At 68.8% G+C, this 22,257-nt stretch carries 24 protein-coding genes and 1 pseudogene; 6 read left to right on the top strand and 19 right to left on the bottom strand.

Features of this window, described 5'->3' with window-relative positions; translation table 11 throughout:
* Positions 1-17 precede the first annotated feature (17 nt).
* From ACFQGD_RS25075 to ACFQGD_RS25105, 7 genes are all read right to left on the bottom strand, one after another.
* The gene (locus ACFQGD_RS25075; RefSeq protein ID WP_345395159.1) at positions 18-788 is read right to left on the bottom strand and encodes an MBL fold metallo-hydrolase; all 771 of its coding nucleotides are present in this window, start codon (positions 786-788) and stop codon (positions 18-20) included.
* Positions 789-885: 97 nt separating this feature from the next.
* A complete protein-coding gene (murI, locus tag ACFQGD_RS25080; RefSeq protein WP_345395156.1) occupies positions 886-1,707 on the bottom strand; it encodes a glutamate racemase in 822 nt (273 codons plus the stop codon).
* Positions 1,704-2,360 (bottom strand): rhomboid family protein, encoded by a 657-nt coding sequence (locus ACFQGD_RS25085; RefSeq protein ID WP_345395153.1) that lies wholly within the window; start codon positions 2,358-2,360, stop codon positions 1,704-1,706. The genes murI and ACFQGD_RS25085 overlap by 4 nt, the downstream gene beginning before the upstream one ends.
* A 40-nt stretch (positions 2,361-2,400) precedes the next feature.
* Entirely contained in the window at positions 2,401-3,351 is a 951-nt protein-coding gene (locus ACFQGD_RS25090) for a PLP-dependent cysteine synthase family protein (RefSeq protein WP_345395150.1), read from the bottom strand.
* 5 nt (positions 3,352-3,356) lie between these two features.
* Positions 3,357-3,635 (bottom strand): MoaD/ThiS family protein, encoded by a 279-nt coding sequence (locus ACFQGD_RS25095; protein ID WP_345395147.1) that lies wholly within the window; start codon positions 3,633-3,635, stop codon positions 3,357-3,359.
* Between the two features lie 70 nt (positions 3,636-3,705).
* Entirely contained in the window at positions 3,706-4,188 is a 483-nt protein-coding gene (locus ACFQGD_RS25100) for a M67 family metallopeptidase (protein ID WP_345395144.1), read from the bottom strand.
* Between the two features lie 77 nt (positions 4,189-4,265).
* Entirely contained in the window at positions 4,266-5,774 is a 1,509-nt protein-coding gene (locus ACFQGD_RS25105; protein ID WP_390183660.1) for a GAF domain-containing protein, read from the bottom strand.
* 81 nt (positions 5,775-5,855) lie between these two features.
* Here ACFQGD_RS25105 and exaC point away from each other — a divergent pair, with 81 nt between their 5' ends.
* Positions 5,856-7,379: an acetaldehyde dehydrogenase ExaC gene (gene exaC, locus ACFQGD_RS25110; RefSeq protein ID WP_345395138.1), complete on the top strand. Its 1,524-nt coding sequence runs from the start codon at positions 5,856-5,858 to the stop codon at positions 7,377-7,379.
* Between the two features lie 186 nt (positions 7,380-7,565).
* Positions 7,566-7,943, top strand: a complete 378-nt coding sequence (locus ACFQGD_RS25115) for a DUF779 domain-containing protein (RefSeq protein WP_345395135.1) — start codon at positions 7,566-7,568, stop codon at positions 7,941-7,943.
* Between the two features lie 15 nt (positions 7,944-7,958).
* Here ACFQGD_RS25115 and ACFQGD_RS25120 read toward each other — a convergent pair.
* The 6 genes and pseudogenes from ACFQGD_RS25120 to clpS form a co-directional block, all read right to left on the bottom strand.
* Positions 7,959-8,817, bottom strand: a pseudogene (locus ACFQGD_RS25120) (IS5 family transposase).
* A 46-nt stretch (positions 8,818-8,863) separates the two neighbouring features.
* Complete coding sequence (locus ACFQGD_RS25125; RefSeq protein ID WP_345399314.1) at positions 8,864-9,382, bottom strand: hypothetical protein; 519 nt, start codon at positions 9,380-9,382, stop codon at positions 8,864-8,866.
* Between the two features lies 1 nt (position 9,383).
* Positions 9,384-9,641, bottom strand: coding sequence for an ATP-dependent Clp protease adaptor ClpS (locus tag ACFQGD_RS25130; RefSeq protein WP_345399317.1), 258 nt, complete (start codon positions 9,639-9,641; stop codon positions 9,384-9,386).
* Positions 9,626-10,660, bottom strand: coding sequence for a P1 family peptidase (locus tag ACFQGD_RS25135; protein WP_345399320.1), 1,035 nt, complete (start codon positions 10,658-10,660; stop codon positions 9,626-9,628). The genes ACFQGD_RS25130 and ACFQGD_RS25135 overlap by 16 nt, the downstream gene beginning before the upstream one ends.
* Positions 10,657-11,214, bottom strand: a complete 558-nt coding sequence (locus tag ACFQGD_RS25140; protein ID WP_345399374.1) for a DUF2017 domain-containing protein — start codon at positions 11,212-11,214, stop codon at positions 10,657-10,659. Before ACFQGD_RS25140 ends, ACFQGD_RS25135 begins: the two co-directional genes overlap by 4 nt.
* Complete coding sequence (gene clpS, locus ACFQGD_RS25145; protein ID WP_345399323.1) at positions 11,211-11,510, bottom strand: ATP-dependent Clp protease adapter ClpS; 300 nt, start codon at positions 11,508-11,510, stop codon at positions 11,211-11,213. Before clpS ends, ACFQGD_RS25140 begins: the two co-directional genes overlap by 4 nt.
* Before the next feature lie 91 nt (positions 11,511-11,601).
* On the opposite strand from clpS, the gene ACFQGD_RS25150 reads away from it, so the two are divergent.
* Both ACFQGD_RS25150 and ACFQGD_RS25155 read left to right on the top strand, forming a co-directional pair.
* Positions 11,602-12,897, top strand: a complete 1,296-nt coding sequence (locus ACFQGD_RS25150) for a nicotinate phosphoribosyltransferase (RefSeq protein ID WP_345399326.1) — start codon at positions 11,602-11,604, stop codon at positions 12,895-12,897.
* Between the two features lie 16 nt (positions 12,898-12,913).
* Positions 12,914-13,486 (top strand): nicotinamidase, encoded by a 573-nt coding sequence (locus tag ACFQGD_RS25155; RefSeq protein ID WP_345399329.1) that lies wholly within the window; start codon positions 12,914-12,916, stop codon positions 13,484-13,486.
* Here ACFQGD_RS25155 and ACFQGD_RS25160 read toward each other — a convergent pair.
* The gene (locus tag ACFQGD_RS25160; RefSeq protein WP_345399332.1) at positions 13,460-14,167 is read right to left on the bottom strand and encodes a hypothetical protein; all 708 of its coding nucleotides are present in this window, start codon (positions 14,165-14,167) and stop codon (positions 13,460-13,462) included. The two genes, ACFQGD_RS25155 and ACFQGD_RS25160, sit on opposite strands and share 27 nt — an antisense overlap.
* A gap of 138 nt (positions 14,168-14,305) precedes the next feature.
* On the opposite strand from ACFQGD_RS25160, the gene ACFQGD_RS25165 reads away from it, so the two are divergent.
* Both ACFQGD_RS25165 and ACFQGD_RS25170 read left to right on the top strand, forming a co-directional pair.
* On the top strand, positions 14,306-16,450 hold the full coding sequence (locus ACFQGD_RS25165) for an ATP-dependent DNA helicase (protein WP_345399335.1): 2,145 nt from the start codon (positions 14,306-14,308) through the stop codon (positions 16,448-16,450).
* Between the two features lie 65 nt (positions 16,451-16,515).
* A complete protein-coding gene (locus ACFQGD_RS25170; RefSeq protein ID WP_345399338.1) occupies positions 16,516-16,857 on the top strand; it encodes a hypothetical protein in 342 nt (113 codons plus the stop codon).
* Positions 16,858-16,947: 90 nt separating this feature from the next.
* Here ACFQGD_RS25170 and ACFQGD_RS25175 read toward each other — a convergent pair whose 3' ends face one another.
* The 5 genes from ACFQGD_RS25175 to ACFQGD_RS25195 all read right to left on the bottom strand — a co-directional run bounded on the left by ACFQGD_RS25175 (position 16,948) and on the right by ACFQGD_RS25195 (position 22,224).
* The gene (locus ACFQGD_RS25175) at positions 16,948-17,709 is read right to left on the bottom strand and encodes a peptidyl-tRNA hydrolase (protein WP_345399377.1); all 762 of its coding nucleotides are present in this window, start codon (positions 17,707-17,709) and stop codon (positions 16,948-16,950) included.
* A gap of 77 nt (positions 17,710-17,786) precedes the next feature.
* Positions 17,787-19,016, bottom strand: a complete 1,230-nt coding sequence (serB, locus tag ACFQGD_RS25180; RefSeq protein ID WP_345399341.1) for a phosphoserine phosphatase SerB — start codon at positions 19,014-19,016, stop codon at positions 17,787-17,789.
* Positions 19,017-19,033: 17 nt separating this feature from the next.
* Positions 19,034-20,812 (bottom strand): aa3-type cytochrome oxidase subunit I, encoded by a 1,779-nt coding sequence (gene ctaD, locus ACFQGD_RS25185; RefSeq protein ID WP_345399344.1) that lies wholly within the window; start codon positions 20,810-20,812, stop codon positions 19,034-19,036.
* A gap of 352 nt (positions 20,813-21,164) precedes the next feature.
* Entirely contained in the window at positions 21,165-21,908 is a 744-nt protein-coding gene (locus ACFQGD_RS25190; protein ID WP_345399347.1) for an alpha/beta fold hydrolase, read from the bottom strand.
* A gap of 22 nt (positions 21,909-21,930) precedes the next feature.
* Entirely contained in the window at positions 21,931-22,224 is a 294-nt protein-coding gene (locus ACFQGD_RS25195) for a hypothetical protein (protein ID WP_345399350.1), read from the bottom strand.
* Positions 22,225-22,257 lie beyond the last annotated feature (33 nt).

Raw genomic sequence — 22,257 nt, forward strand, 5'->3', positions numbered from 1 at the left:
GGTGGGTGTCGCCGCGCTCAAATGTCGTAGATAGCACCCTGTTCGACCAGCTCGAGCGGCCCGTCGAACGTCGTCCGCGCCTCGGCATAGATCTTGGCGCGGTCCGTCCATGGCGCCACGTGCGTCAGTAGCAGCCGCCGCGCGCGAGCCCGATGTGCCAGCTGGCCTGCCTCCACACCCGACAGGTGAACGCCGAGCGGCCGGTCGTCCGCGTCGGTCCACGATGCTTCACTGAGCAGCACGTCGACGTCCCGGGCCAGGTCATCCAGCACGGGACAGACACCGGTATCACCCGTGTAGGCAAACGTGGTGCCGCCGTGGCTGATGCGCAACCCATACGCGGGGGTCGGGTGCAGCACCTCGTACGCCGTCACCTCAAACGGTCCGATCGTGAACGGCGTCACCGTCGGCAACGGGTGAAACTCGTAGACGTCGCCTAGTTCGGTTTCGGCGCGTTCCGGCTCATTCGGCGCGTACAGGTTGACCAGCCGCTGCTCGGTGTCGGCTGGTCCGTAGACCGGCAGTCGCACCGGCCTGCCCTCCGGCCAATGCGGGTGGTATCGCCGGATGACCGTCAACGCACCGAAGTCGGCACAGTGATCCGGGTGCAGGTGGGAGAAGACAAGCGCGTCGAGATCGAACGGACTGCGCAACGACTGGAGCTGCGACAGGGTACCGTTGCCGAGTTCGAGCCCGAGCAGGAAACCTTCCGCCTCGAGCAGGTAACCGGAGGCGTTGGTGTTCGGGCCGGGCACGCTGCCAGCGCACCCGAGGATGGTCAGACGCACGTGCCTACCCTGCCATGCCGACGCCAATCCGCGAATGACTGGCAACACGTCGCGACGGGTTTCACTCTCGTGCGAGTACCACGGTAACGCGATGTGGTCACGCCATGGTGAGCTGAAACCCCGGTGGCGCGCCGAGGAAACGTCTGGCGAGCTTGTTGAACCGCTCCGGCTCACCGGTCGCGAGGAACTCGTGCTTCGGCTGCTCGTCGGACGGTTCCGCCAGCAGATCGGCCTCGGTGAGCACGCGCACGACGTCTTTGGCGGTCTCCTCCGCGCTGGAGACCAAGGTGACGTCCTGGCCCATGACGATCTGTAGCACGCCGGTGAGCAGCGGGTAATGCGTACAGCCGAGCACGAGCGTGTCGACCTCGGCGGCGAGCAGCGGCTCCAGATAGCCCTGCGCGAGCCCGAGCACCTGACGACCGGAGGTGATTCCCCGCTCGACGAAGTCCACGAACCGAGGGCAGGCGACGCTGGTGACGCTGATGTGGTTCGCGGCGTGGAAAGCGTCGTCGTAGGCGCGGGAGCGGATGGTGCCCTCGGTGCCGATGACCCCCACCTTTCCGGTGTGGGTGGCGGCCACAGCCCTGCGCACCGCGGGCAGGACAACCTCGACCACGGGGACGTCGTAACGCTCGCGAGCATCCCGAAGACACGCCGCCGACGCCGTGTTGCACGCGATGACCAGCGTCTTCACGCCGTCGTCGACCATCTTGTCCATGGCGGCGAGCGCCAGCGCGCGCACCCGAGCGATCGGCAACGGACCATACGGCGTGTGGGCGGTGTCCCCGACATAGCGCACCCGCTCGGCGGGCAGCTGATCGAGGATCGCCCGCGCCACGGTCAGGCCACCGACCCCGGAGTCGAAGATTCCGATCGGCGCGTCGATCGCGGCGGCGGGTGCGGGGGAAGCGCTCACGCGCCGAGATTACCCGGCACGCTGGTGCGTGCGGGCAGCCTGGTGGTGCGGTCCGCGCGGGAGACGAGCCAAGCGGCCAGCACTCCCGCGATCGCGCCGAACAGATGCCCTTGCCAGGAGATATTACCCGCGACGGTCGGCAGGACGCCCCAGAACATCCCGCCGTAGACGAAGAACAGCACCGCCGCCAGCACCAGTTGTCCGACAGACCGGTTGAAGATGCCCCTGACCAGCAGAAACGCCAGCCACCCGAAGGCGAGACCGGACGCGCCGATCGTCACGGCGTCCGGTGGCCCGACCAGCCACACGCCGAGCCCGCTGCCCAGCCAGACCGTCGTCGTCACCGCGAGCCACTGGCCGATGCCACCGGACATCACCAAAAACCCGAACAACATGACCGGGACGGTATTGGCCACCACGTGCCCCCACGGGCCGTGCAGCAGCGGCGCCCACAACACGCCGTCAAGCCCGGACAGCGTCCGCGCCTCGATGCCTTCCCGCTGCAGGTTGGCTGGCACCACACGGTCGACGAACTCGATGACGTACAGCAGCGCGGTGAACGACGCCGCCAGCAGCGCGGCCGCGAACGGACGCGGCGGCACCACCCGCTTGGCGGGGTCGGTCCGCTTGAGCTGCACCGGGCTCGCGTTCATATCTCCAGGCTACGCAGCCCCGGCGCGGCTCGGCATGGCCTCAGGCCCAGAGCTGACCGTCGAGGCGTTCGGCCGCCTCGTCCAGCGAGCCGGAGTACGCACCGGTGGATAGGTACTTCCAGCCGGCGTCGGCGACCACGAAGGCGATATCGGCCGGTTCGCCTTTCTTGACCGCCTTCTCCGCCATCGCCAGCGCGCCGTGCAGCACCGCCCCGGTGGAGATACCAGCGAAGATGCCCTCCACCTCAAGCAACTCACGTGTCCTGCGCAGGGCGTCGTAGGCGCCGACGGAGAACCGGCCGGTCAGCACGGTCTCGTCGTACAGTTCAGGCACGAAGCCCTCGTCGAGGTTGCGCAGCCCGTAGACCAGCTCGCCGTAGCGCGGTTCGGACGCGATGATCTGCACGTCCGGCTTGTGCTCACGCAGGTACCGCCCGACCCCCACCAACGTGCCGGTCGTCCCGAGGCCACCGACGAAGTGCGTGATCTCGGGCAGGTCTTTGAGAATCTCCGGCCCGGTACCGCTGTAGTGCGCGTCGGCGTTGGCAGGGTTGCCGTACTGGTAGAGCAACACCCAGTCCGGGTTGGCATCGGCGAGCTCCTTCGCCCTGCGCACGGCCTCGTTGGAGCCACCGGCGGCTGGCGAGTACACGATCCGCGCGCCATAGGCCTGGAGCAGTTGCTTGCGCTCCTCGGAGGTGTTCTCCGGCATCACGCACACCAGGCCGTAGCCCTTGACCTTGGCGGCCATGGCGAGCGAGATGCCGGTGTTGCCCGACGTCGGCTCCAGGATGGTGTCGCCGTGCGTCAGCGTGCCGTCGGCCTCCGCCGCCTCGATCATGGCCAGCGCGGGCCGGTCTTTGATCGAGCCGGTGGGGTTGCGGTCCTCCAGCTTCGCCCACAGCCGGACGTTCGGCGCGGGCGAGAGCCGGGGAAGACCGACGAGTGGGGTGCCGCCGAGCGCGTCGAGCAGCGATGCGTACCTGCTCACGGCACTTAGCGCATGCCACCCGCGACGGCGGGCAGGATCGTCACGGTGTCCCCGTCGGACACCTCGGCGTCGAGGCCGCCCGCGAACCGCACGTCCTCGTCGTTGACGTAGACGTTGACGAAGCGGTGCAGCTTGTCCTCCTTGACCAGGCGCGCCTTCAGCCCGCTGTGCCGCGACTCGACGTCGTCGATGATCTCGGCCACGGTCTTGCCCGTCGCCTCGACGGACTTCTCGCCGCCGGTGTGGGTCCGCAGGATGGTCGGGATGGACACGGTCACGGCCATGTGGGTTACCTCCGCTAAATGGGTTGACGCAATCAACTGACGTTACGAACGGCTGCTGTATTCCCGCACGTCAGGAGTCGGGCTTGTCGTCACTGCCGGTATTGGCGAACATGTACGACTCGGTCGGGCTCACATCGGCGCTCGCCGCCTCGATGATCTCGACGTCTTCCTCGGTCACGACGCCGTCGACGATGCGGAACGATCGGAACTCGTACGTCTCGGGGTCCCGTGTCGACACCAGCACGTAGTGCGCGTCCGGTTCGGAGGCGTAGGAGATGTCGGTCCGCGACGGGTACGCTTCTGTCGCCGTGTGGGAGTGGTAGATGACGACGGGAACCTCGTCGTTGGCGTCCATCTCCCGGTACAACTTCAGCAGGTCGAGCGAGTCGAACTCGTAGAACGTCGGCGAGCGCGCGGCGTTGAGCATGGGTATGAAACGCTCGGGGCGGTCGGAACCCTCTGGTCCGGCGATCACCCCGCACGCCTCGTCAGGGTGGTCCTTCCTGGCGTGCGCGACGATCGCGTCAACGAGGTCGCGGCGGATCTGAAGCACACTCCCATCCTAAGGGGTGGACGCTCTGCGCCCACGGGTGTCCGCACCGTGAGACGTCCCACGTCACACCGCGAGTGTTACGGCATCGCCGCGAGGCGCGCGTGGTGGGTGACGACGATCCGCCGACGCGGATCGGACGACGGCAGCGCGCGGCAGAGCCGCTCCACGACCTCGACGTCGTCCGCGCCACAGGACGTCTCCCAGTACCGCCATAACGCCCCGGCGTCACCGCTGTCCAGCACCGCGCGACGGACCAGCGCGATCAGCGACTCCCGCTCATCGCGCACGGCGGGTGCCTCGGAGTCGGCGAGCAGCGGGCCGTCGAACGCCGCCAGCACCGCGTCGACATCGCCGTCCCGTAGTGCCGCGTTGACCCGGAGGAAGTCGGCGTCGATGTCGGCCGCCAGCCGGTACGGGCGAGTGCGTACGACCTCCGAACCGAGCTGCGAGCGGAGCCGGTGGATCTCCGCGCGCACCGTGACCGGGTTGCCGTCGTCGCCGTACAGCTCCATGGCCAGCCGATCGGCGGACATGCCGTGCGGGTGCATCGCCAGCACGGTGAGGATTTCCGCGTGGCGCAGTGTGATGGGAATCTCCCGCCCGTCGACGGTCACGACCGGCGCGCTGTCACTCAGGAAGGTGAGCCCCAGCCGGGGGCGAGACGCCGCGCGAGAGGTCCGGCCGAGCCGCAGCAGGTAGCCCTCCGGTAAGGGCTCCAGCGTGCCCACCCTGCCGTCGGGCAGCGCGACATCCGATCCGGTGATCGTCACCGCGTCCGGCAGTGGCCCGCAGGACTCCGTCGCGAGCACCCGCCCGGACGTCGACAGCAGCGCGCCCGGCTCGCCGCGCAGCGCATGGAGGTGCGGCATGTGGCTACGGCGCACCCGCTCGTCACGCACCGCGAGCTGCGCCTTGAGCTGCCCTTCGGCGAGGCTGGCCGACGCGGACACCAGCGCCAACATCGCTGGATGCACCGTCCGCAGCGGGCCGCTGACGTCGATGGCGCCAAGCAGCGCGCCCGTCTCGGGATCGCGCACCGGAGCCGCGGCGCAGGTCCAAGTGTGATACATCCGCACGAGGTGCTCGGCGGAGTACACCTGTACCGCCTCCCCCGTCGCGAGCACGGTGCCCATCGCGTTGGTGCCGATGACGTCCTCCGACCACCGAACGCCCTCGGTGAGCAGCACCCGGTCGGCGTCGTGGCACACCCCGGACGCGCCCTCGCGCCACAGGATGTGGCCATCGGCATCGGTGACGATCATGATGTGCTCGGCGTCGTCGGCGATGCTGACCAAGTTCTGCCGCAGCAACGGCAACACGGACGCGAGCGGATGCGCCTGCCGGACGTCGTCCAGCTCATCGGCGTCGTAGACGAGCGGCGGGAGCTTGCTGTCCGGATCGACGTGCGCGGCGAGCGAACGGTCCCAGGACTCCGAGATCACCGAACGCGGCGGACGAGGCGCGGGCGCGCCGGAGAGCACGGCCTCGTGCACCCGCCGCAACAGCTTGGCGTAGGCGTCGGGGTCGTGCAGCAGCTCCGAGGACACAGCGTGCTCACCCACGGATATGACGGTAGTGATCGCCATCACCGCACTGCAACGTCGTTGCAACGTTGCCGCTCCTAGCGTCGCGCCATCACACCGCAACGAAGCGAGTTAGGACCGCCCATGACCACGTACGCAGCGCCCGGCACCGCGGGCAGCATCGTCTCCTACGAGTCCCGGTACGACCACTTCATCGGCGGCGAGTACGTCCCGCCGGCGAAGGGCCAGTATTTCGAGAACCCCACGCCGGTGACCGGCCAGCCGTTCACCGAGATCGCGCGGGGCACAGCGGACGACGTCGAGCGCGCGCTGGACGCCGCCCACGGCGCGGCACCGGCGTGGGGCAAGACGTCCGTGGCCGAGCGAGCCACCATCCTGAACCGCATCGCTGACCGCATCGAGGCCAACCTCGAACCGCTCGCGGTGGCCGAGAGCTGGGAAAACGGCAAGGCGGTGCGGGAGACGCTGAACGCGGACATCCCGCTGGCCATCGACCACTTCCGCTACTTCGCCGGGGCGATCCGCGCGCAGGAAGGCGGCGTGTCCGAGATCGACGGCGACACCATCGCGTACCACTTCCACGAGCCGCTCGGCGTCGTCGGTCAGATCATCCCGTGGAACTTCCCGATCCTGATGGCGACCTGGAAGCTGGCTCCGGCGCTGGCGGCGGGCAACGCCGTCGTGCTCAAGCCCGCCGAGCAGACCCCGGCGTCCATCCACGTGCTCATGTCCCTGATCGGTGACCTGTTGCCACCCGGTGTGGTGAACATCGTCAACGGCTTCGGCGTCGAGGCTGGCAAGCCGCTGGCATCCAATCGACGGATCAGCAAGGTCGCCTTCACGGGGGAGACCACAACCGGGCGCCTGATCATGCAGTACGCCAGCGAGAACCTGATCCCCGTCACGCTCGAACTGGGCGGCAAGAGCCCGAACATCTTCTTCGACGACGTCGCCAGCGCCGACGACGCCTACTACGACAAGGCACTCGAAGGCTTCACGATGTTCGCGCTGAACCAGGGCGAGGTATGCACCTGCCCGTCGCGCGCGCTGATCCAGGCGGGCATCTACGACCGGTTCCTCTCCGACGTCACCGAGCGCACCAAGGCCGTCAAGCAGGGCCACCCGCTCGACATCGACACGATGATCGGTGCCCAGGCGTCGAACGACCAGTACGAGAAGATCCTGTCCTACATCGACATCGGCAAGCAGGAGGGCGCCCGCGTCGTCACTGGCGGCGAGCCCGCCGATCTGGGCGGAGAGCTGTCCGGTGGCTACTACGTGCAGCCGACGATCTTCGAGGGCCACAACAAGATGCGGATCTTCCAGGAGGAGATCTTCGGGCCGGTTGTGTCGGTGGCGAAGTTCGACGACTACGACGACGCCATCAAGACCGCCAACGACACCCTGTACGGCCTCGGCGCCGGCGTGTGGTCGCGCAACGGCAACGTCGCCTACCGCGCCGGCCGCGACATCCAGGCCGGTCGCGTGTGGGTGAACAACTACCACGCCTACCCGGCGCACGCGGCGTTCGGCGGCTACAAGCAGTCCGGCATCGGGCGGGAGAACCACTCGATGATGCTGGATCACTACCAGCAGACGAAGAACCTGTTGGTCAACTACTCGGAGAACAAGCTGGGCTTCTTCTGAGATGAAGGCCGGGCGAGCATCGACTGAGCGCAGCGAGGGAGGAGCGCGGCCCGGCCGGGAATCGAAGCAACGACCGCTGAGTTTCCACTGACCGCCGGGCGCGGTGCGAATGCCCCGCCGCAACGGCCCGCGCCGCGCCCGGCTCCCATGCCGCCAACACCCCGCCACGAGCAGAAAGGCCTGCCGATGACCGCAGAACGGGTAGCCGTGACACCGGAGGCCGCGGATCTGCTCCGCAGCCTCGCGGACACGCACGGCCCACTGATGTTCCATCAGTCCGGTGGGTGCTGCGACGGCAGCGCGCCGATGTGCTATCCGGCGGGCGAGTTCCGCACCGGCGACTCCGACGTCCACCTCGGCGACCTGACCGTCGACGGCATCGACCCGGTCCCGGTGTGGATGTCGGCGTCCCAGTTCGAGTACTGGCAGCACACCCACCTGACCATCGACGTCGTGCCGGGGCGCGGCAGCGGCTTCTCGCTGGAGGCCCCGGAAGGTGTGCGGTTCCTGATTCGATCGCGACTACTCACCGACGACGAGCTCCGGGAGTTCGGACTCGCCTAGAGCGTGTCTCCCGATTCATCGGGCGAGCATGACGGTGGCGGCGAGGAGTACGCCGCCGAAGTAGGTCCGCGCGTACTTGTCGTAGCGGGTCGCGATTCCGCGCCACTGCTTGAACCGGCCGAAACCGCGCTCGACGGTGTTGCGCTGCTTGTAGAGCTCGGGGTCGAAACCCGGTGGCCGACCACCGGCGGACCCCTTGTCCTTACGGCGTTTGGCCTGGTCGGAGCGCTCGGGGATGGTGTGCCGGAGGCGTCGCCGCCGCAGTTCGCGGCGAGTCGACGGGTGTGAGTAGGCCTTGTCCGCCAGCAGGCGATCCGGCCGGTGCCCGGTCGCGGCCAGGGCCTCGAGCAACGGCGCCAGGCGCGGATTGTCCCCGGCTTGCCCGGCGGACAGCAGCATGGCCACCGGGCGGACACCGGAGGTGACCAGGGCGTGGACCTTGGTGGTCAATCCGCCGCGCGAACGACCGATCGCGTGGTCGTCCGGCTCGGAAATCTTGTCATTCGACCTGGCCCCCTGTGTGGTCCGCGGAGGGCGCGCCGGCGGCATGCTGGTGCGCCCGCACGACGGTGGAGTCCACCGACAGCAACCAGTCCAGCTTGCCCGTATCGGCGTGGTCGGACAGCACATGCTCGAAGATCCGCTCGTACGTGCCGTCGCTTGACCAGCGGCGATGCCGCTTCCACAAGGTCTGCCAGGGGCCGAACTCAGCGGGCACATCACGCCACGGCGATCCGGTGCGAAAGCGCCACGCGATCGCTTCCAGCACCTGACGGTGATCACGCCAGCGCGCACCACGCCGCCCAACATCAGACGGCAACACCGGCTCGATCGACTCCCACAACTCGTCCGTGATCACACCAGTTCTGATCATTCACCGATCATCAGCGAACCACCGGCCGATATTCGGGAGACACGCCCTAGCCGGGTCCGTCGTTGTCCAGTTCGTCCCCTTCTTGCAACCGCTGCCATTCATACCCGCGCGCCGCCATCGCGACATACGACTGCACCTGCGCCAGCCAGAACGGCCGGCCATGACCGAAGGACCCCTGCAACGGATTCGGTGACCTGCGCTGCACATACAGCGCCTGCGCCTGCCCGCACACGGCGAACCAGTCCGCGATGGCGGCGCGGTCGAGCACGAACGTCGGCTCATCGGGCCAGCCGTCCCTGATGCGACACGCCGACTCGTAGAGCGACGCCCGCATCCACCCGTTGTGCCGCTTGCGGAACTGCCTGCTCGGCTTCGGCCGAGGGTAAGCGTGCGCGAACAACCGCCAGTTACTCAGCCGCCTGGGCAACACGCCTGGTCTGCGCCCGGTTTCCAACGCCGCGATGAATTGCGACACGCTGGTGAGCACGATGTCGGCCACGTCGGGCGACAACGTCAGCCGTATCGCGCCATCATCCAGCGTGACGGCCTCGATGTAGCCCCGCACGTCACGTCCACTTCATTGACGCCCACAGGCCGTAAAGCTGCAGCTGAGCGACCAGCCGCTCCGCCTGCTCTTGACTCTCGTACCTGCCGAGCACGATATCGCCCTTTTTGTCCGTTTCGGCAGCGGCCTGCAGCCCACTCTCGATCGGGATGCCCAACACCTCATGCAGGACGTAAACGACGCCTTCGATGGTGTTGATGTCGTCGTTGTGCAGGTGCACCGCCCACGCCCGCTCCCGCGCCATCACGGCCTCGCGCACCGCGCTTCCGGCCAGACGTCGCCGTAAGCACGGAGCGACCCCACACTGCTCGCCGCGAGCACGCCGTGCACCACGGCCCGCGCGAACGACGTCGCCGCGGCGGCGCAGAGCCCATCAAGCACGGCGGCGCGTTGCGGGACACCGAACGGGCCGCTTGCCGCTGGCAGCTCACGCGCGCCCGTGGCGAGTGCGAACACCGTGTCGCCGTCGAACATCGAATGCGCGGGCCGGACCGCTCGCGCGAGACCATCCTGCGCACTCATGGCAAGACGTCGACACTCCGCTTTGGACAGTTCGGCATCGGTGGCCACCACACCGATGGTGGTGTTCAACGACGTCGCGGCATCGGAACCGTCAGGGCCAAGGTCGCCCGCCCGATTCGGCCACACCATGCCGAACTCCCCGGCTAGCTCGTGGTCGGCCGCCCAGGGACGTCCTGTGCTCAGGTCCACCGCCTCGCCGTGCGCGTTCACCACCGCCAGCGCGCCGACCGTGTGCTCGCCCACCGTCACGCTCGCGGTGCCGACGCCGCCCTTGAGTGAGCCGACCTTCGCGCCAGCGCCCGCGCCGACGCAGCCCTGCGCCACCTCGACGCTCGCCGCATCGCAGGCGGCGTAACCGAAACCGGCGTCCGGCCGGTTGCCCCACTCGGACTGCGGCAGGTCGAAGATCACCGCGCCCGGCACGATCGGCACGACCTCATGTGGCTCAACGCCAACGGGAAATCCAGTGTCCTGTTCGGACAACCACCGCATCACGCCGTCCGCTGACGCGAGTCCATAGGCGCTGCCGCCGGACAGGCACACGGCGTGCGCCCGCCGCACCATGTTCTCCGGCGCGAGCAGGTCCGTCTCGCGTGTGCCCGGCGCGCCCCCGCGCGCGTCAACGCCGCCGACCGCGCCGCCGGACGCCAGCACGACGGTGGTGCCGGTAGCCCAGCCGTCGCCGATCCGGTGGTGGTGGCCGACCAGCAGGCCGTCGACGTCAGTGATCGCGTTACGCGGACCCGACGTGCTCATCCCGACATCGCCTGCACGAGGTTCTCTTGCAGGTACGTCAGCCAGTGGTAGACGCCGATGTGCGCGGCGCGCGGGTCGTCCTCGGGCAGTTCGTCCGGCATGTCCTCGCTGACGTCGAGCGCGGTGCCGAGCGCGAGCCGGACGTCGTTGATCGCGGACAGCCACGCGTCCGCCTGCTCCAGTGAGAGCCGCACCTCACCGCCTTCCGGCCCCAGCGTTTCCATCACCACCTCGGCGACGCCGAGTTTCGCGTCGAGCAGCTCCGGCTCGTGCAGCGACCGGAGCGCGGCGGCGGAGTCCATGTCCTCTTGTGCGGGCTGATCCGGGTCAAAGCGGTGGAAGTCCGGCAGCAGCCGCGCGAGCACCGGGTCGTCCGGGGCGGTCGACGGACCGGCCTTGATGCCTGTCAGCTCGCTGAGCTCGTCCTGCGGCGCTTCATCCGCGCGCGCCTTGAGCATGTCCTCCATCTGGCTGACGAGGCCACGCAGCACCGCCGCTTCCTGCTGTTCGAATCCGGCAACCAGTCTGGCGCCTTTACGCCGCCACGGCTTCACGATGCCTTCTGCATGGTCGCCCACAACCCGGCGGCGTGCAGCCGGGAGACGTCTCCCTCGACTTTCTCCTTGGAACCGGACGACACGATCGCCTTCCCCTTGTGGTGCACGTCGAGCATAAGTTTGGTCGCATGCTCATGGCTGTAGCCGAACAGCTTCTGGAACACGTACGTCACGTACGACATCAGATTGACCGGGTCGTTCCAGACGACGGTCTGCCAGGGCCGGTCCGCCGCGCCGAGTTCGTCGGACGCGGGCTCGACCTGCGTCTGCTCGTCCGCTGCTGGCATGGACATAGTTCTATGGTGGCACGACACATCCTCCGCGCAATGACCAGGTACGGGCGTGCGCTGCCCTGTCACCCGTCTCGCTCATAGGCTGGGACCCATGACCCCGCCGACATCGTCACCAAGCACCGCCCTGCTGACCGACCATTACGAGCTGACCATGCTCGCCAGCGCGCTGACGGACGGCAGCGCCGAGCGCGACTGCGTGTTCGAGGTCTTCGCACGCAGGTTGCCTGACGGCCGGAGGTACGGCGTCGTCGCCGGGGCGGCACGGCTACTCGAAGCGCTGGTGGACTTTCAGTTCACCGATGCCGAGATCGATCAGCTCGCCGCTACCAATGTGGTGGACGACGACACCCTCGATTGGCTGGCGAGCTACCGATTCACGGGTGACATCGACGGATACCCGGAGGGCGAGTTGTACTTCCCCGGCTCGCCGGTGCTGACGGTGCGGGCAAGCTTCGCCGAGGCAGTCGTGCTGGAGACGCTGGTGTTGTCGATCCTCAACCACGACTGCGCGATCGCTTCGGCCGCGGCGCGGATGGCGGCCGCCGCGGGCACGCGCCCGATTATCGAGATGGGTGGCCGCCGCACCCACGAGTACGCCGCCGTCGCCGCCGCCCGCGCCGCATACATCGGCGGGTTCGCCACGACGTCCAATCTGGAGGCTGGCCGCCGCTACGGGATCTCGACGCGCGGCACCGTCGCGCATGCCTTCATGTTGCTGCACGACACCGAGGAAGCGGCATTCCGCGCGCAGATCGAGAAGCTGGGCACCGACACCACCCTGCTTGTCGACACCTACGACATCACAGCTGGCATCGACACCGCCGTCCGCGTGGCTGGCACCGAGCTCGGCGCTGTCCGCATCGATTCCGGCGACGTCGGAGTCCTCGCGCGGCAGGCCCGCCAGCAGCTCGATCGGCTCGGGGCACGCGACGCCCGCATCGTCGTCTCCGGCGACCTGGACGAACACGCCATCGCCGCGCTGCGCGCGGAACCCGTGGACGCCTACGGGGTCGGCACCGCCGTCGTCACCGGATCGGGCGCACCCACCGCGAACATGGTCTACAAACTGGTCGAGGTCGACGGTAAGCCGGTGGCAAAGCGCAGCGAGAGCAAAGAGTCGCGCGGCGGCCGGAAATCGGCGTTGCGCAGGCACAAGCCGACCGGCACCGCGACCGAGGAGGTCGTCCACCAGGCGACGTCGCCGCCAGACCCCGGCGAGCATGACCGCGTGCTGCCGATTCCACTGGTGCGAGGTGGAGAGGTGGCGGACAACCTGCCTACCCTGGAAGACAGCAGGCAACGCCTCCGGCACGCGCTGGTGAGCCTGCCTTGGGAGGGTCTGAAGCTTTCCCATGGCGACCCGGCGATACCCACCGTGTTCCGGTAGCAGGAGGTAGGTAGGCATGGCGAACGCACTGATCATCGTCGATGTGCAGAACGACTTCTGCGAGGGCGGCTCGCTCGCCGTCACCGGCGGCGCGATGCTCGCGGGCGACATCTCGACGTTCCTCGCCGATGACGCCGCCTACGACCACATCGTCGCCACCCGCGACTATCACATCGACCCCGGCGCGCACTTCAGCGACAACCCGGACTTCGTGCGGTCCTGGCCGCCGCACTGCCGCGCTGGCACGCCCGGCGCGTCCTTCCACCCCGCGCTCGACGTCGGGCCGATCCGCGAGGTGTTCTCCAAGGGCCAGTACAGCGACGGCTACTCCGGCTTCGAGGGCGAGTCGTCCGAGGGCAACCCGCTCGCGGCCTGGCTGCGCTCCCGCGACGTCGAGCAGGTCGACGTCGTCGGCATCGCGACCGACCACTGCGTGCGCGCGACGTCGTTGGACGCCGCGAAGGAGGGCTTCCAGGTACGCACGCTGCTCGACCTCACCGCGGGGGTGTCGCGGGAGACCGTGGACAAAGCGCTGGACGACCTCCGCGACGCTGGCGTGGAGCTAGTCGGCGCGCCCAGGGTCGGCTGACGCGCCGTACGGGTCGCAGGCGGCTGAGCCGACGAGGATTTCGCCGCTCGCCGGGCCACCCTCTGGGAACAGCTCGATGCGGATGGCGTTCACCCGCAGGCTGCCGTCCGGCGGTTGCGGTGCGATCAGCTCGTTGACGACGACTTTGGCCAGCGGCGGATCGTCCTCGTCGGGCGCGGGGATCGTGACAGTGTGGTTGGACGACACGTTCTCCGGCAGGTCGAGGCCGTACACGCCGCCGAGTTCCATCACGCTGCTGCTGCCCTTGCTTGTGGTGTGGCAGCGAGCGGCGAACGACGACACCCTGATCCTCGGCCCACCCCACCTACGCAGCAGGCTGGTGGAGAAGTACCTGCCATCGACGTCGGCGTGCGCGTTGCCTTGCTCGTCGCGGGTGCAGTCGCTGGTACCGCCCCAGAAGTCCGCGATGTCTTGGCCGACGGAGACCAGGCCGGACTCCGCGTGCTGCTCCCCTTCGACGTCGCAGGGCGCGATCGGCTCCCGCACCACCTGCTCGTCGTCCACGATGACCGCGACGGCGCCGAGGAAGCCGCTCGCGGTGGCTCTGGGTCGCGCGGGGAGATCGGCTGGTTCGGCTGCCGCCGGGCCTGCCGTGGTGAGTGCCGCCGTCAGGCCGCCCGCGATGGCGACCGCGACGGCCCGCCGCACGCTGCGTGCCATGAGTGGTCCCTCCTGCGCGTAAACAAGCTCGCGAGTGGAACATCGGCAGGGTCAATCACCGGGCTGATGCCTGGTCGGCCACGCCACCCACTCGTGTGCCCGCCCGCGGCGAGCCACGCGGCGGTACGGTTTTGTGCCATGGCTACCCTCTCCCCCGCCGCCGCACGGACCCGTCTACCCACCGTGCGGGAGCTACTGCACACCGCCGTCGAGGCGGTGGGTGGCACCGAGCGCGAGGGCCAGGTCCGGATGGCCGACGCCGTGGACACCGCGATTCGCACCGGCGAGCACCTTGCGGTGCAGGCGGGCACCGGCACCGGGAAGTCGTTGGCGTACCTGGTGCCCGCGATCCGGCACGCGGTCGAGCGCGACACCACCGTCGTCGTCTCGACAGCGACCATCGCCCTGCAGCGCCAGCTGGTGGACCGCGACCTGCCCCGGCTGGCCAAGGCGTTGAAGTCCGAACTCGGGCGGGAGCCTCGGTTCGCCATCCTGAAGGGGCGGCGCAACTACTTGTGTCTGCACCGGCTCGACACCGGCGCGCCGGACGAGCCTGATGACGGCTTGTTCGACCAGTTCGCGGTGTCGCGGCTGGGTAAGGAAGTCTCGCGGCTGCACGAGTGGGCGGGCGAGACCGTCACGGGCGACCGCGATGACCTGGTGCCCGGCGTCACCGACCTAGCATGGCGGCAGGTGTCGGTGTCCGCGAAAGAATGCCTCGGCGCGGCGCGGTGTCCAGTGGCGTCCGACTGTTTCGCCGAGCACGCCCGCGCGGAGGCGGGCAAGGCGGACGTCGTCGTCACCAACCACGCGTTGCTCGCGATCGACGCGATGCAAGGCCGCCACATCATGCCCGAGCACGACCTCGTGGTGATCGACGAGGCGCACGACCTGGTCGACCGGGTGACGTCGGCGGCGTCTGGGGAGCTGACCAGTTCGATGGTGGCCACGGCGGCGAAACGCTGCGGCAGGCTCATCAGCGCCGAGGTAGCCGACCGGCTGATGGAGGCCTCCGACGGTCTCGCGGTGGTGCTTGACGACGGCACACCGGGACGCATGGACGCGCTGCCCGGTCCGCTCGGCGGCGCGCTGGCCGCGGTGCGCGATGCGGCGCACGGCTGCATCACCGCACTCGGTCCGGAGCGCAAGGAGGACGCTGAGGACGCCAGCTCGCGCAAGGTGGCGCGCTCACTGCTGGACGAGGTCCACGACACCGCCGTGCGACTGCTGACGGCGTTCGAGCCGGAGTTGGCGCAGCGCCGCGACGTCGTGTGGCTGACGTCAAACCCGGAAAGCAGCCGCCCGCCGTCGTTGCACGTCGCGCCACTGTCGGTGTCCGGGCTGCTGCGGGAAGCGCTCTTCGAGAGCCGCACGACGGTGCTGACGTCGGCGACACTGGCACTCGGCGGGTCGTTCGACACGCTGGCGAGGCAGTGGGGTCTGCCACCCTCCACCCCAGGCGGGCTGCCACCATCATCGGGCTCCGGCGGCGGGACGGGCACGGCTATCTCCGACGCGCCAGCCGCGCAGCAGGCCGCCGCCGACAACGCCCGCACCGGCACCGCCACCGAGAAGGCCCCGCCGTCGGACGACAGCGGGCCAATCTGGACCGGGCTCGACGTCGGCTCGCCGTTCGACCACACGCGCAACGGCATCCTTTACGTCGCGCGGCACCTGCCGCCACCGGGCCGCGACGGGCTGACCGACGCACTGCTCACCGAACTCACCGAGCTCATCACCGCCGCTGGTGGCCGCACGCTGGGGCTGTTCTCGTCGATGCGCGCGGCGAAGCAGGCGACCGAGGCGCTGCGGGAGCGGGTCGATCACCCGATCCTGTGTCAAGGCGACGACTCGACCGGGCTGTTGGTGCGCCGCTTCGCCGATGATGAGCGGACCTGCCTGTTCGGCACGCTGTCGCTGTGGCAGGGCGTCGACGTCCCAGGGCCGTCGTTGCAGCTGGTCGTGGTGGACCGGATTCCGTTCCCACGGCCGGACGACCCGGTGCAGTCCGCGCGACAACGCGCGATCGAGGCCCGCGGCGGGAACGGGTTCATGACGGTCGCCGCGACACACGCCGCGCTACTGCTGGCTCAAGGCGTCGGCAGGCTACACCGGACCATGGACGACAAGGGCGTTGTGGCCGTGCTCGACTCACGGCTGGCGAAAGCACGTTACGGGGGCTTTCTGCGTGCGTCCCTGCCACCGTTTTGGCCGACGCACGACGCTGAGGTGGTCCGGGCCGCGCTGCGCAGGTTGGACTCGGGAGCCAACGGGCATACGTGACCCCTGGGGTTGACCGCGTGTGAGTGGCGTTACGGTGATGACGCAGCACACGCAAAGGAGATCTGTTGTCCCAGGATTCGCGGAACGCACAATCTCGCGCCGTCACCGTCGATGACACCGGCGTCCGCCGGACGCTCGCCGACGGCAGTGTCGAGTCGGTGACCTGGGAGGAGCTGAAGTCCGTCGTGATCAGGGTCATCCCGGAGGGCCCGTGGTCCGAGGACGTCTTCCTGATGCTTGCTGGCAGTGACGGCACCGGCACCGCCGTGCCCAGCGGCGATCCCGCCGCCGACGCGCTGATCGAGCGCCTCCAGACGCTGCCCGGCTTCGACAACGAGCGCTTCATCGAGGCCATGACCACTGACGCCGATGAAGCCTACGTCGTCTGGACCGCCGCCTCCGCCTAAGCGCCGTGTCCGACGCTCCCGACGCTGTGTCCGACGCTCAGAACGCCGTATTAGGCACTCAGCACGTTGAGTCCGCGGCGGGACTCACGGTCAGGGCGCCTCCGCGAGCACCGTGATGGTGCCGGGGTCGACCTCGGTGAAGCCTGCGTCACGGACGGCGATGATGCCTCTATCGCGCCAGGCCGCCGCCGGATCGGCGGGCAGCATCGATGCCCAGCGCTCCGCCGATGGCGTCCGCACCGCACAGCGGAAGCCGCCCCGCGCCCACACCGCACGCTGCTCGAAGTCGAGCACAGCGGCGAGCAGCATCGTGGCGTGACCGACCTGAGCGGCCGCCTTGCCAACCGTCATCTCGACCTTGGGATTCAGCCACAGCACCGGCACGCCCGGAGGCGGCGGTCCAGGCGAATCGGCGGGCAGATCGCTGCCGGAGACTTGCAGGCGACTGACGGTCTTCGGCAGCTCACTCACCCGGCACGGCAGCAACGCACGGACCTCGGCGCTCGTACCGTCGGAGCCTGGAACCACCACCGTCACACCGGGTAGGTCCTGTACCGCGCGCCAGTGCGCGCCACGCGCCCGTCGCGCGACCTTACGAATCCGCCCGGACATCCACGCCGCCACGGCGTCGTGCCACTCGCCACCCGGCTCGGCACGCGGATCGAGGCACACGGCGACGGCGGCAGCCGCCGCGGCCTCCAGCAATGGCGTCCGAGACGGCGCCGGATCGCGCTCCAACCGCAGGATCACCGGCATCGCGCGGACGTCGTTGGGATCCTCGTCACGGACGTCGGCAACGGCATGCGCGGGCAGCCCGTGCCAGGCGGCGTAACGCGCCGCGAGCGGCGCCAGGACGTCGGGGCCAGAAGCGGCGCGGCCGAGGTCGGCGAAAGTAGCAGCGTCGCCGCCGTCAGCCCCCAAGCCGTCGCTCACGGCCGCAGCAGTTCCAGTCCGTCGGCCGCGTCGGCGGCCTCCACCTCAGCCCTCGTCACGCCGAGCATGAACAGCACCGCGTCCAGATACGGGTGGCTCAGCGTGGTGTCCGCGATCTCCCGCAGCGCGGGCTTGGCGTTGAACGCCACACCCATCCCGGCCGCCGAGAGCATGTCGATGTCGTTCGCCCCGTCACCGACGGCGACGCACTGCTCAAGCGAGATGCCGTACGAGTCCGCGAACTTCCGCAGCGCGACCGCCTTGCCTGGCCGGTCAACGACGTCGCCGACCACGCGTCCGGTAAGCCGCCCGTCGGCGATCTCCAGTTCGTTGGCCGCGACGAAGTCCAGCCCGAGGTCGTCCGCGAGCTTGCGGATGATCCGGGTGAACCCACCGGACACGGCACCGCAGCGGAAGCCAAGCCGTTTGAGCGTGCGGATCGTGGTGCGTGCGCCCGGGGTCAGGGTCATCTCGTCCGCGACGTCGTCGAGCACCGACTCCGGCAGCCCTTCCAGCAGCGCGACCCGGTGCTCCAGCGACTCGGTGAAGTTCAGTTCGCCCCGCATGGCCGCCTCGGTGACCTTGGCGACCTCCTCCTCGACACCGGCGTGCGCGGCCAGCATCTCGATGACCTCGCCGGTGATCAATGTCGAGTCGACGTCGAACACGATCAGCCGCTTGGCCCTGCGCAGTAGCCCCTCGGTCTCGACCGCGATGTCCACGCCCGCCTCGGTGGAGACGTCGGCCAGCGCTGCGCGCAGCTCGTTGTCCGCGCCCTGCCGGTGCTCACCAGCGGAAATGTGCAGCTCAAGCCCGGTGACCGGGTAGTCGGCCACGCTGCGGATGGTGTCGATGTTCGCGCCGAGTTCCGCCAGTCTGCTGGACACCGCCGTAAACGCCCGCGCGGTGACCGGTCTGCCGAGCAATACGGCGACGTGTGTCGAGTTGCGGCGGCCCTGCGCGAACGGGTCGTCACCGATCTCGTCCCCGACCCGGATGTCGACGTGCATGGACACCGTGGCCATGGCCTGTTCCACGGCCTCCTGCAGCGCCTCCGGGTCCTCCTCGACGGCGACGAGCACGCCGAGCACGAGCCTACCGCGAATGACGACTTGCTCGACGTCGAGCACCTCGACGCCGTGTCTCGTCAGCGCCGCGAACAGCACGGACGAGACGCCCGGCTTGTCTGGCCCGGTTGTGGTGATCAGGACTGGTGTCGCGGTCACGGTATCGGGCACCACGCTCACTTGTGGTCCGGGTTGGCCTCGTCCGGTCCCGCCGCGACCTCAGCCGCCTTCTCGTAGGGCGACTCGTGGGCCGACTCGTGCGGAATCGGCTTGCCGGTGAGTGAGATGTGCGCGTCGCGACGCGCCTGCTCGACCAGATGTGGGTAGTGCAGCTCGAACGCGGGCCGCTCGGAGCGGATCCGAGGCAGCTCGGTGAAGTTGTGCCTCGGCGGCGGGCAACTGGTGGCCCACTCCAGCGAGCTGCCATAACCCCACGGGTCATCGACGTCGACCTTAGTGCCGAACCGATAGCTCTTGAAGACGTTCCACAGGAACGGCAACGTCGACGCGCCGAGGACGTAGGCGCTGATCGTGGAGATGGTGTTCAGCGTGGTGAACCCGTCCGACGGCAGGTAGTCAGCGTAGCGCCGGGGCATGCCCTCGTTACCGAGCCAGTGCTGCACCAGGAACGTGCCGTGGAAGCCGACGAAGGTCAGCCAGAAGTGCCACTTGCCGAGCGCCTCGTCCATCATCCGGCCGGTCATCTTCGGGAACCAGAAGTAGATCCCGCCGAAGGTGGCGAACACGATCGTGCCGTAGAGCACGTAGTGGAAGTGCGCGACCACGAAGTAGCTGTCCGAGACGTGGAAGTCCAGCGACGGCGCGGCGAGCAGGATGCCGGTCAGCCCGCCGAAGAGGAACGTCACCGCGAAGCCGACCGAGAACAGCATCGGCGTCTCGAAGGTGAGACGGCCCTTCCACATGGTGCCGATCCAGTTGAAGAACTTCACACCGGTCGGGACAGCGATCAGGAAGGTCATGAAGGAGAAGAACGGGAGCAGCACCGCGCCGGTGGCGTACATGTGGTGCGCCCAGACCGCGACCGACAGCGCCGCGATGGACAGCGTGGCCAGCACGAGACCCTTATAGCCGAACACCGGCTTGCGGCTGAAGACAGGGAAGATCTCCGAGACGATGCCGAAGAACGGCAGCGCGACGATGTAGACCTCGGGGTGGCCGAAGAACCAGAACAGGTGCTGCCACAGGATGACGCCGCCGTTGTCCGGGTCGAACACGTGCGCGCCGAAGTGGCGGTCGGCGAGCAGACCCATCAGCGCGGCGGTCAGGATCGGGAACGCCAGCAGGATCAAGATGCTGGTGATCAGGATGTTCCACGTGAAGATCGGCATCCGCCACATCGTCATGCCAGGGGCGCGCATGCAGACCACGGTGGTGATCATGTTGACGGCGCCGAGGATGGTGCCGAGACCACCAACGGCGAGGCCCACGATCCACAGGTCGGCGCCGACGCCAGGCGAGTGGATGCCATCCGACAGCGGGGTGTAGGCGAACCAGCCGAAGTCCGCCGCGCCGCCAGGAGTCAAGAAGCCGCCGAGCACGATCAGGCTGCCGAAGAGGAACAGCCAGTAGGAGAACGCGTTGAGCCGGGGGAACGCCACGTCGGGCGCGCCGATTTGCAGCGGCAGGATGTAGTTCGCGAAGCCGAACAGGCTGGGTGTGGCGTACAGCAGCAGCATCACCGTGCCGTGCATGGTGAACAGCTGGTTGTACTGCTCAGCCGACAGGAACTGCATGTTCGGCTGCGCCAGCTCGGTGCGGATCAGCATAGCCATCGCGCCGCCGACCATGAAGAAGGCGAACGACGTGACGAGGTACATGATGCCGAGCTGCTTGGGATCGGTCGTACGGAACAGGCTCAGCAGGTAGGAACCCTTGGCCTTATCGGGCGCGGGATGCGGTCGCGTCGCGATCGGCTGGGGGGCTACGGCCGTCACTCCTGCCTCCTGCAGTGTCTTCGAACGTCTCTCGAACGTCATTCGAACGTTGGCTGGCGGCGCGCGAGGGCACTCGCGGCTAGGGGGATCGTAGCCCGCGTGCCTTCCGGTGACGCGCGCCGGTTGGCGTGATCACACCGTGACCACTTCCACGGACCCCCTCCCCCGACACGTCGACAGGAGGTCTATCAAGGACATATCCCCTGGTGGCGCCAGCCGCGCTTGAGCTCATGCCACGCCGGAGGCGTCCCCCGGCGCGTTGCCGGCCAAAGGTGTCCCGTTAGCCACCGATGTGGGCCTCGAGCGCTGTGTCGAATACCACCCCTGCCGCGAGCGCGCCGCTCACACGCCGTCACCGCAGCCAGCCGAGCACGGCCTCCGCGACAGCGGCGGGCTGCTCCACCGGCGCGAGGTGGCCCGCCGAGGGGACGATGTCCAGCGTCGCCTTCGGCAGCGCGTCAACCATGGTGTGCGCCTCCTCGACGCGGGTCAGCGCGTCCTCCTCGCCGACGATGACCAGCGCGGGGACGTCCGCGCGCCGCAGCGTCTCGATGGAGTCAGGGCGCATGGCCATCGCACGCTGCGCCCAGGCCACGCCAGCGGGCGACTGGCTCTCGATCAGCTCGCGCACCCGCGCGACGACGTCCGGCCGCTCGGCGCGGGTCGTCTCGCCGAGCAGGACGTCCAGCATGGCGTCCGGCACCCAGCCGACGCCCTCGCGCTCGACCCGTTCCGCCATCGCGAGCCGGTTGTCGCTCGCCTCCTCGATGTCGGAGCTGGCCTTGGTGTCCATCAGCACGATGCCGCCGACACGCTCCGGCGCGGCCCGCAACACGGCCATGGTCACGTAGCCGCCCATGGAACAGCCGCCAAGCACGACCTTGTCCAGTTCCAGCTTGTCCAGCAGCGCGATGACGTCGCGGGCGGCGTCGTCCAGCGTCGGCACCCGCTCGCTGTCCGGCAGCGGCGACCTGCCAAGGCCGCGCTGGTCCGGAGTGATCAGCCTGGTCCGCGCGGCGAGCGGCTCACGGACGCCGTCCCACATCCGGGCGTCGACCGGGAAGGCATGAAGCAGCACCAACGGAAGATCAGCCATGGGAGTCATTGTGTCGAACCGGTCAGAGGCGACGGGTAGGGCCACGCCGGTGGCGGGCGTTCCAGCACGCGCGGTGCCAGTGTCTGCGGTCCGCGACACCGCCGGTGCCATCGGCCGGCCACGTCACGACGTGCGGCGTACCAGGGCGTATCTCGTGGTCACACCCAGGACAGCGATACATCTTGGTGGCGCGGTCACCCGGGATGCTGCGCACGATCCAGTCACCGTCCTCGGCCGACTCGTGGCTGCCCCACCCGAGCGACACGCCCGGCGGCGGAGCCGCCTTGCCGCGCTTGGGACGGTTACGTCGAGGCATGCGGTCACCGTAACGGGATAGGCGCGATCGAGC

Origin of the sequence: Haloechinothrix salitolerans (genome assembly GCF_042662605.1) — a bacterium.
Lineage (GTDB): Bacteria > Actinomycetota > Actinomycetes > Mycobacteriales > Pseudonocardiaceae > Haloechinothrix_A > Haloechinothrix_A salitolerans.

Coding starts and splice junctions, on each gene's coding strand:
- ACFQGD_RS25105 (WP_390183660.1), bottom strand. CDS start 5,774: ATGGCGATCACTACCGTCATATCCGTGGGTGAGCACGCTGTGTCCTCG.
- ACFQGD_RS25095 (WP_345395147.1), bottom strand. CDS start 3,635: ATGGCCGTGACCGTGTCCATCCCGACCATCCTGCGGACCCACACCGGC.
- ACFQGD_RS25195 (WP_345399350.1), bottom strand. CDS start 22,224: ATGCCTCGACGTAACCGTCCCAAGCGCGGCAAGGCGGCTCCGCCGCCG.
- ACFQGD_RS25155 (WP_345399329.1), top strand. CDS start 12,914: ATGGCGAACGCACTGATCATCGTCGATGTGCAGAACGACTTCTGCGAG.
- ACFQGD_RS25135 (WP_345399320.1), bottom strand. CDS start 10,660: ATGAGCACGTCGGGTCCGCGTAACGCGATCACTGACGTCGACGGCCTG.
- ACFQGD_RS25150 (WP_345399326.1), top strand. CDS start 11,602: ATGACCCCGCCGACATCGTCACCAAGCACCGCCCTGCTGACCGACCAT.
- exaC (WP_345395138.1), top strand. CDS start 5,856: ATGACCACGTACGCAGCGCCCGGCACCGCGGGCAGCATCGTCTCCTAC.
- ACFQGD_RS25165 (WP_345399335.1), top strand. CDS start 14,306: ATGGCTACCCTCTCCCCCGCCGCCGCACGGACCCGTCTACCCACCGTG.
- clpS (WP_345399323.1), bottom strand. CDS start 11,510: ATGTCCATGCCAGCAGCGGACGAGCAGACGCAGGTCGAGCCCGCGTCC.
- ACFQGD_RS25085 (WP_345395153.1), bottom strand. CDS start 2,360: ATGAACGCGAGCCCGGTGCAGCTCAAGCGGACCGACCCCGCCAAGCGG.
- ACFQGD_RS25160 (WP_345399332.1), bottom strand. CDS start 14,167: ATGGCACGCAGCGTGCGGCGGGCCGTCGCGGTCGCCATCGCGGGCGGC.
- ACFQGD_RS25115 (WP_345395135.1), top strand. CDS start 7,566: ATGACCGCAGAACGGGTAGCCGTGACACCGGAGGCCGCGGATCTGCTC.
- ACFQGD_RS25190 (WP_345399347.1), bottom strand. CDS start 21,908: ATGGCTGATCTTCCGTTGGTGCTGCTTCATGCCTTCCCGGTCGACGCC.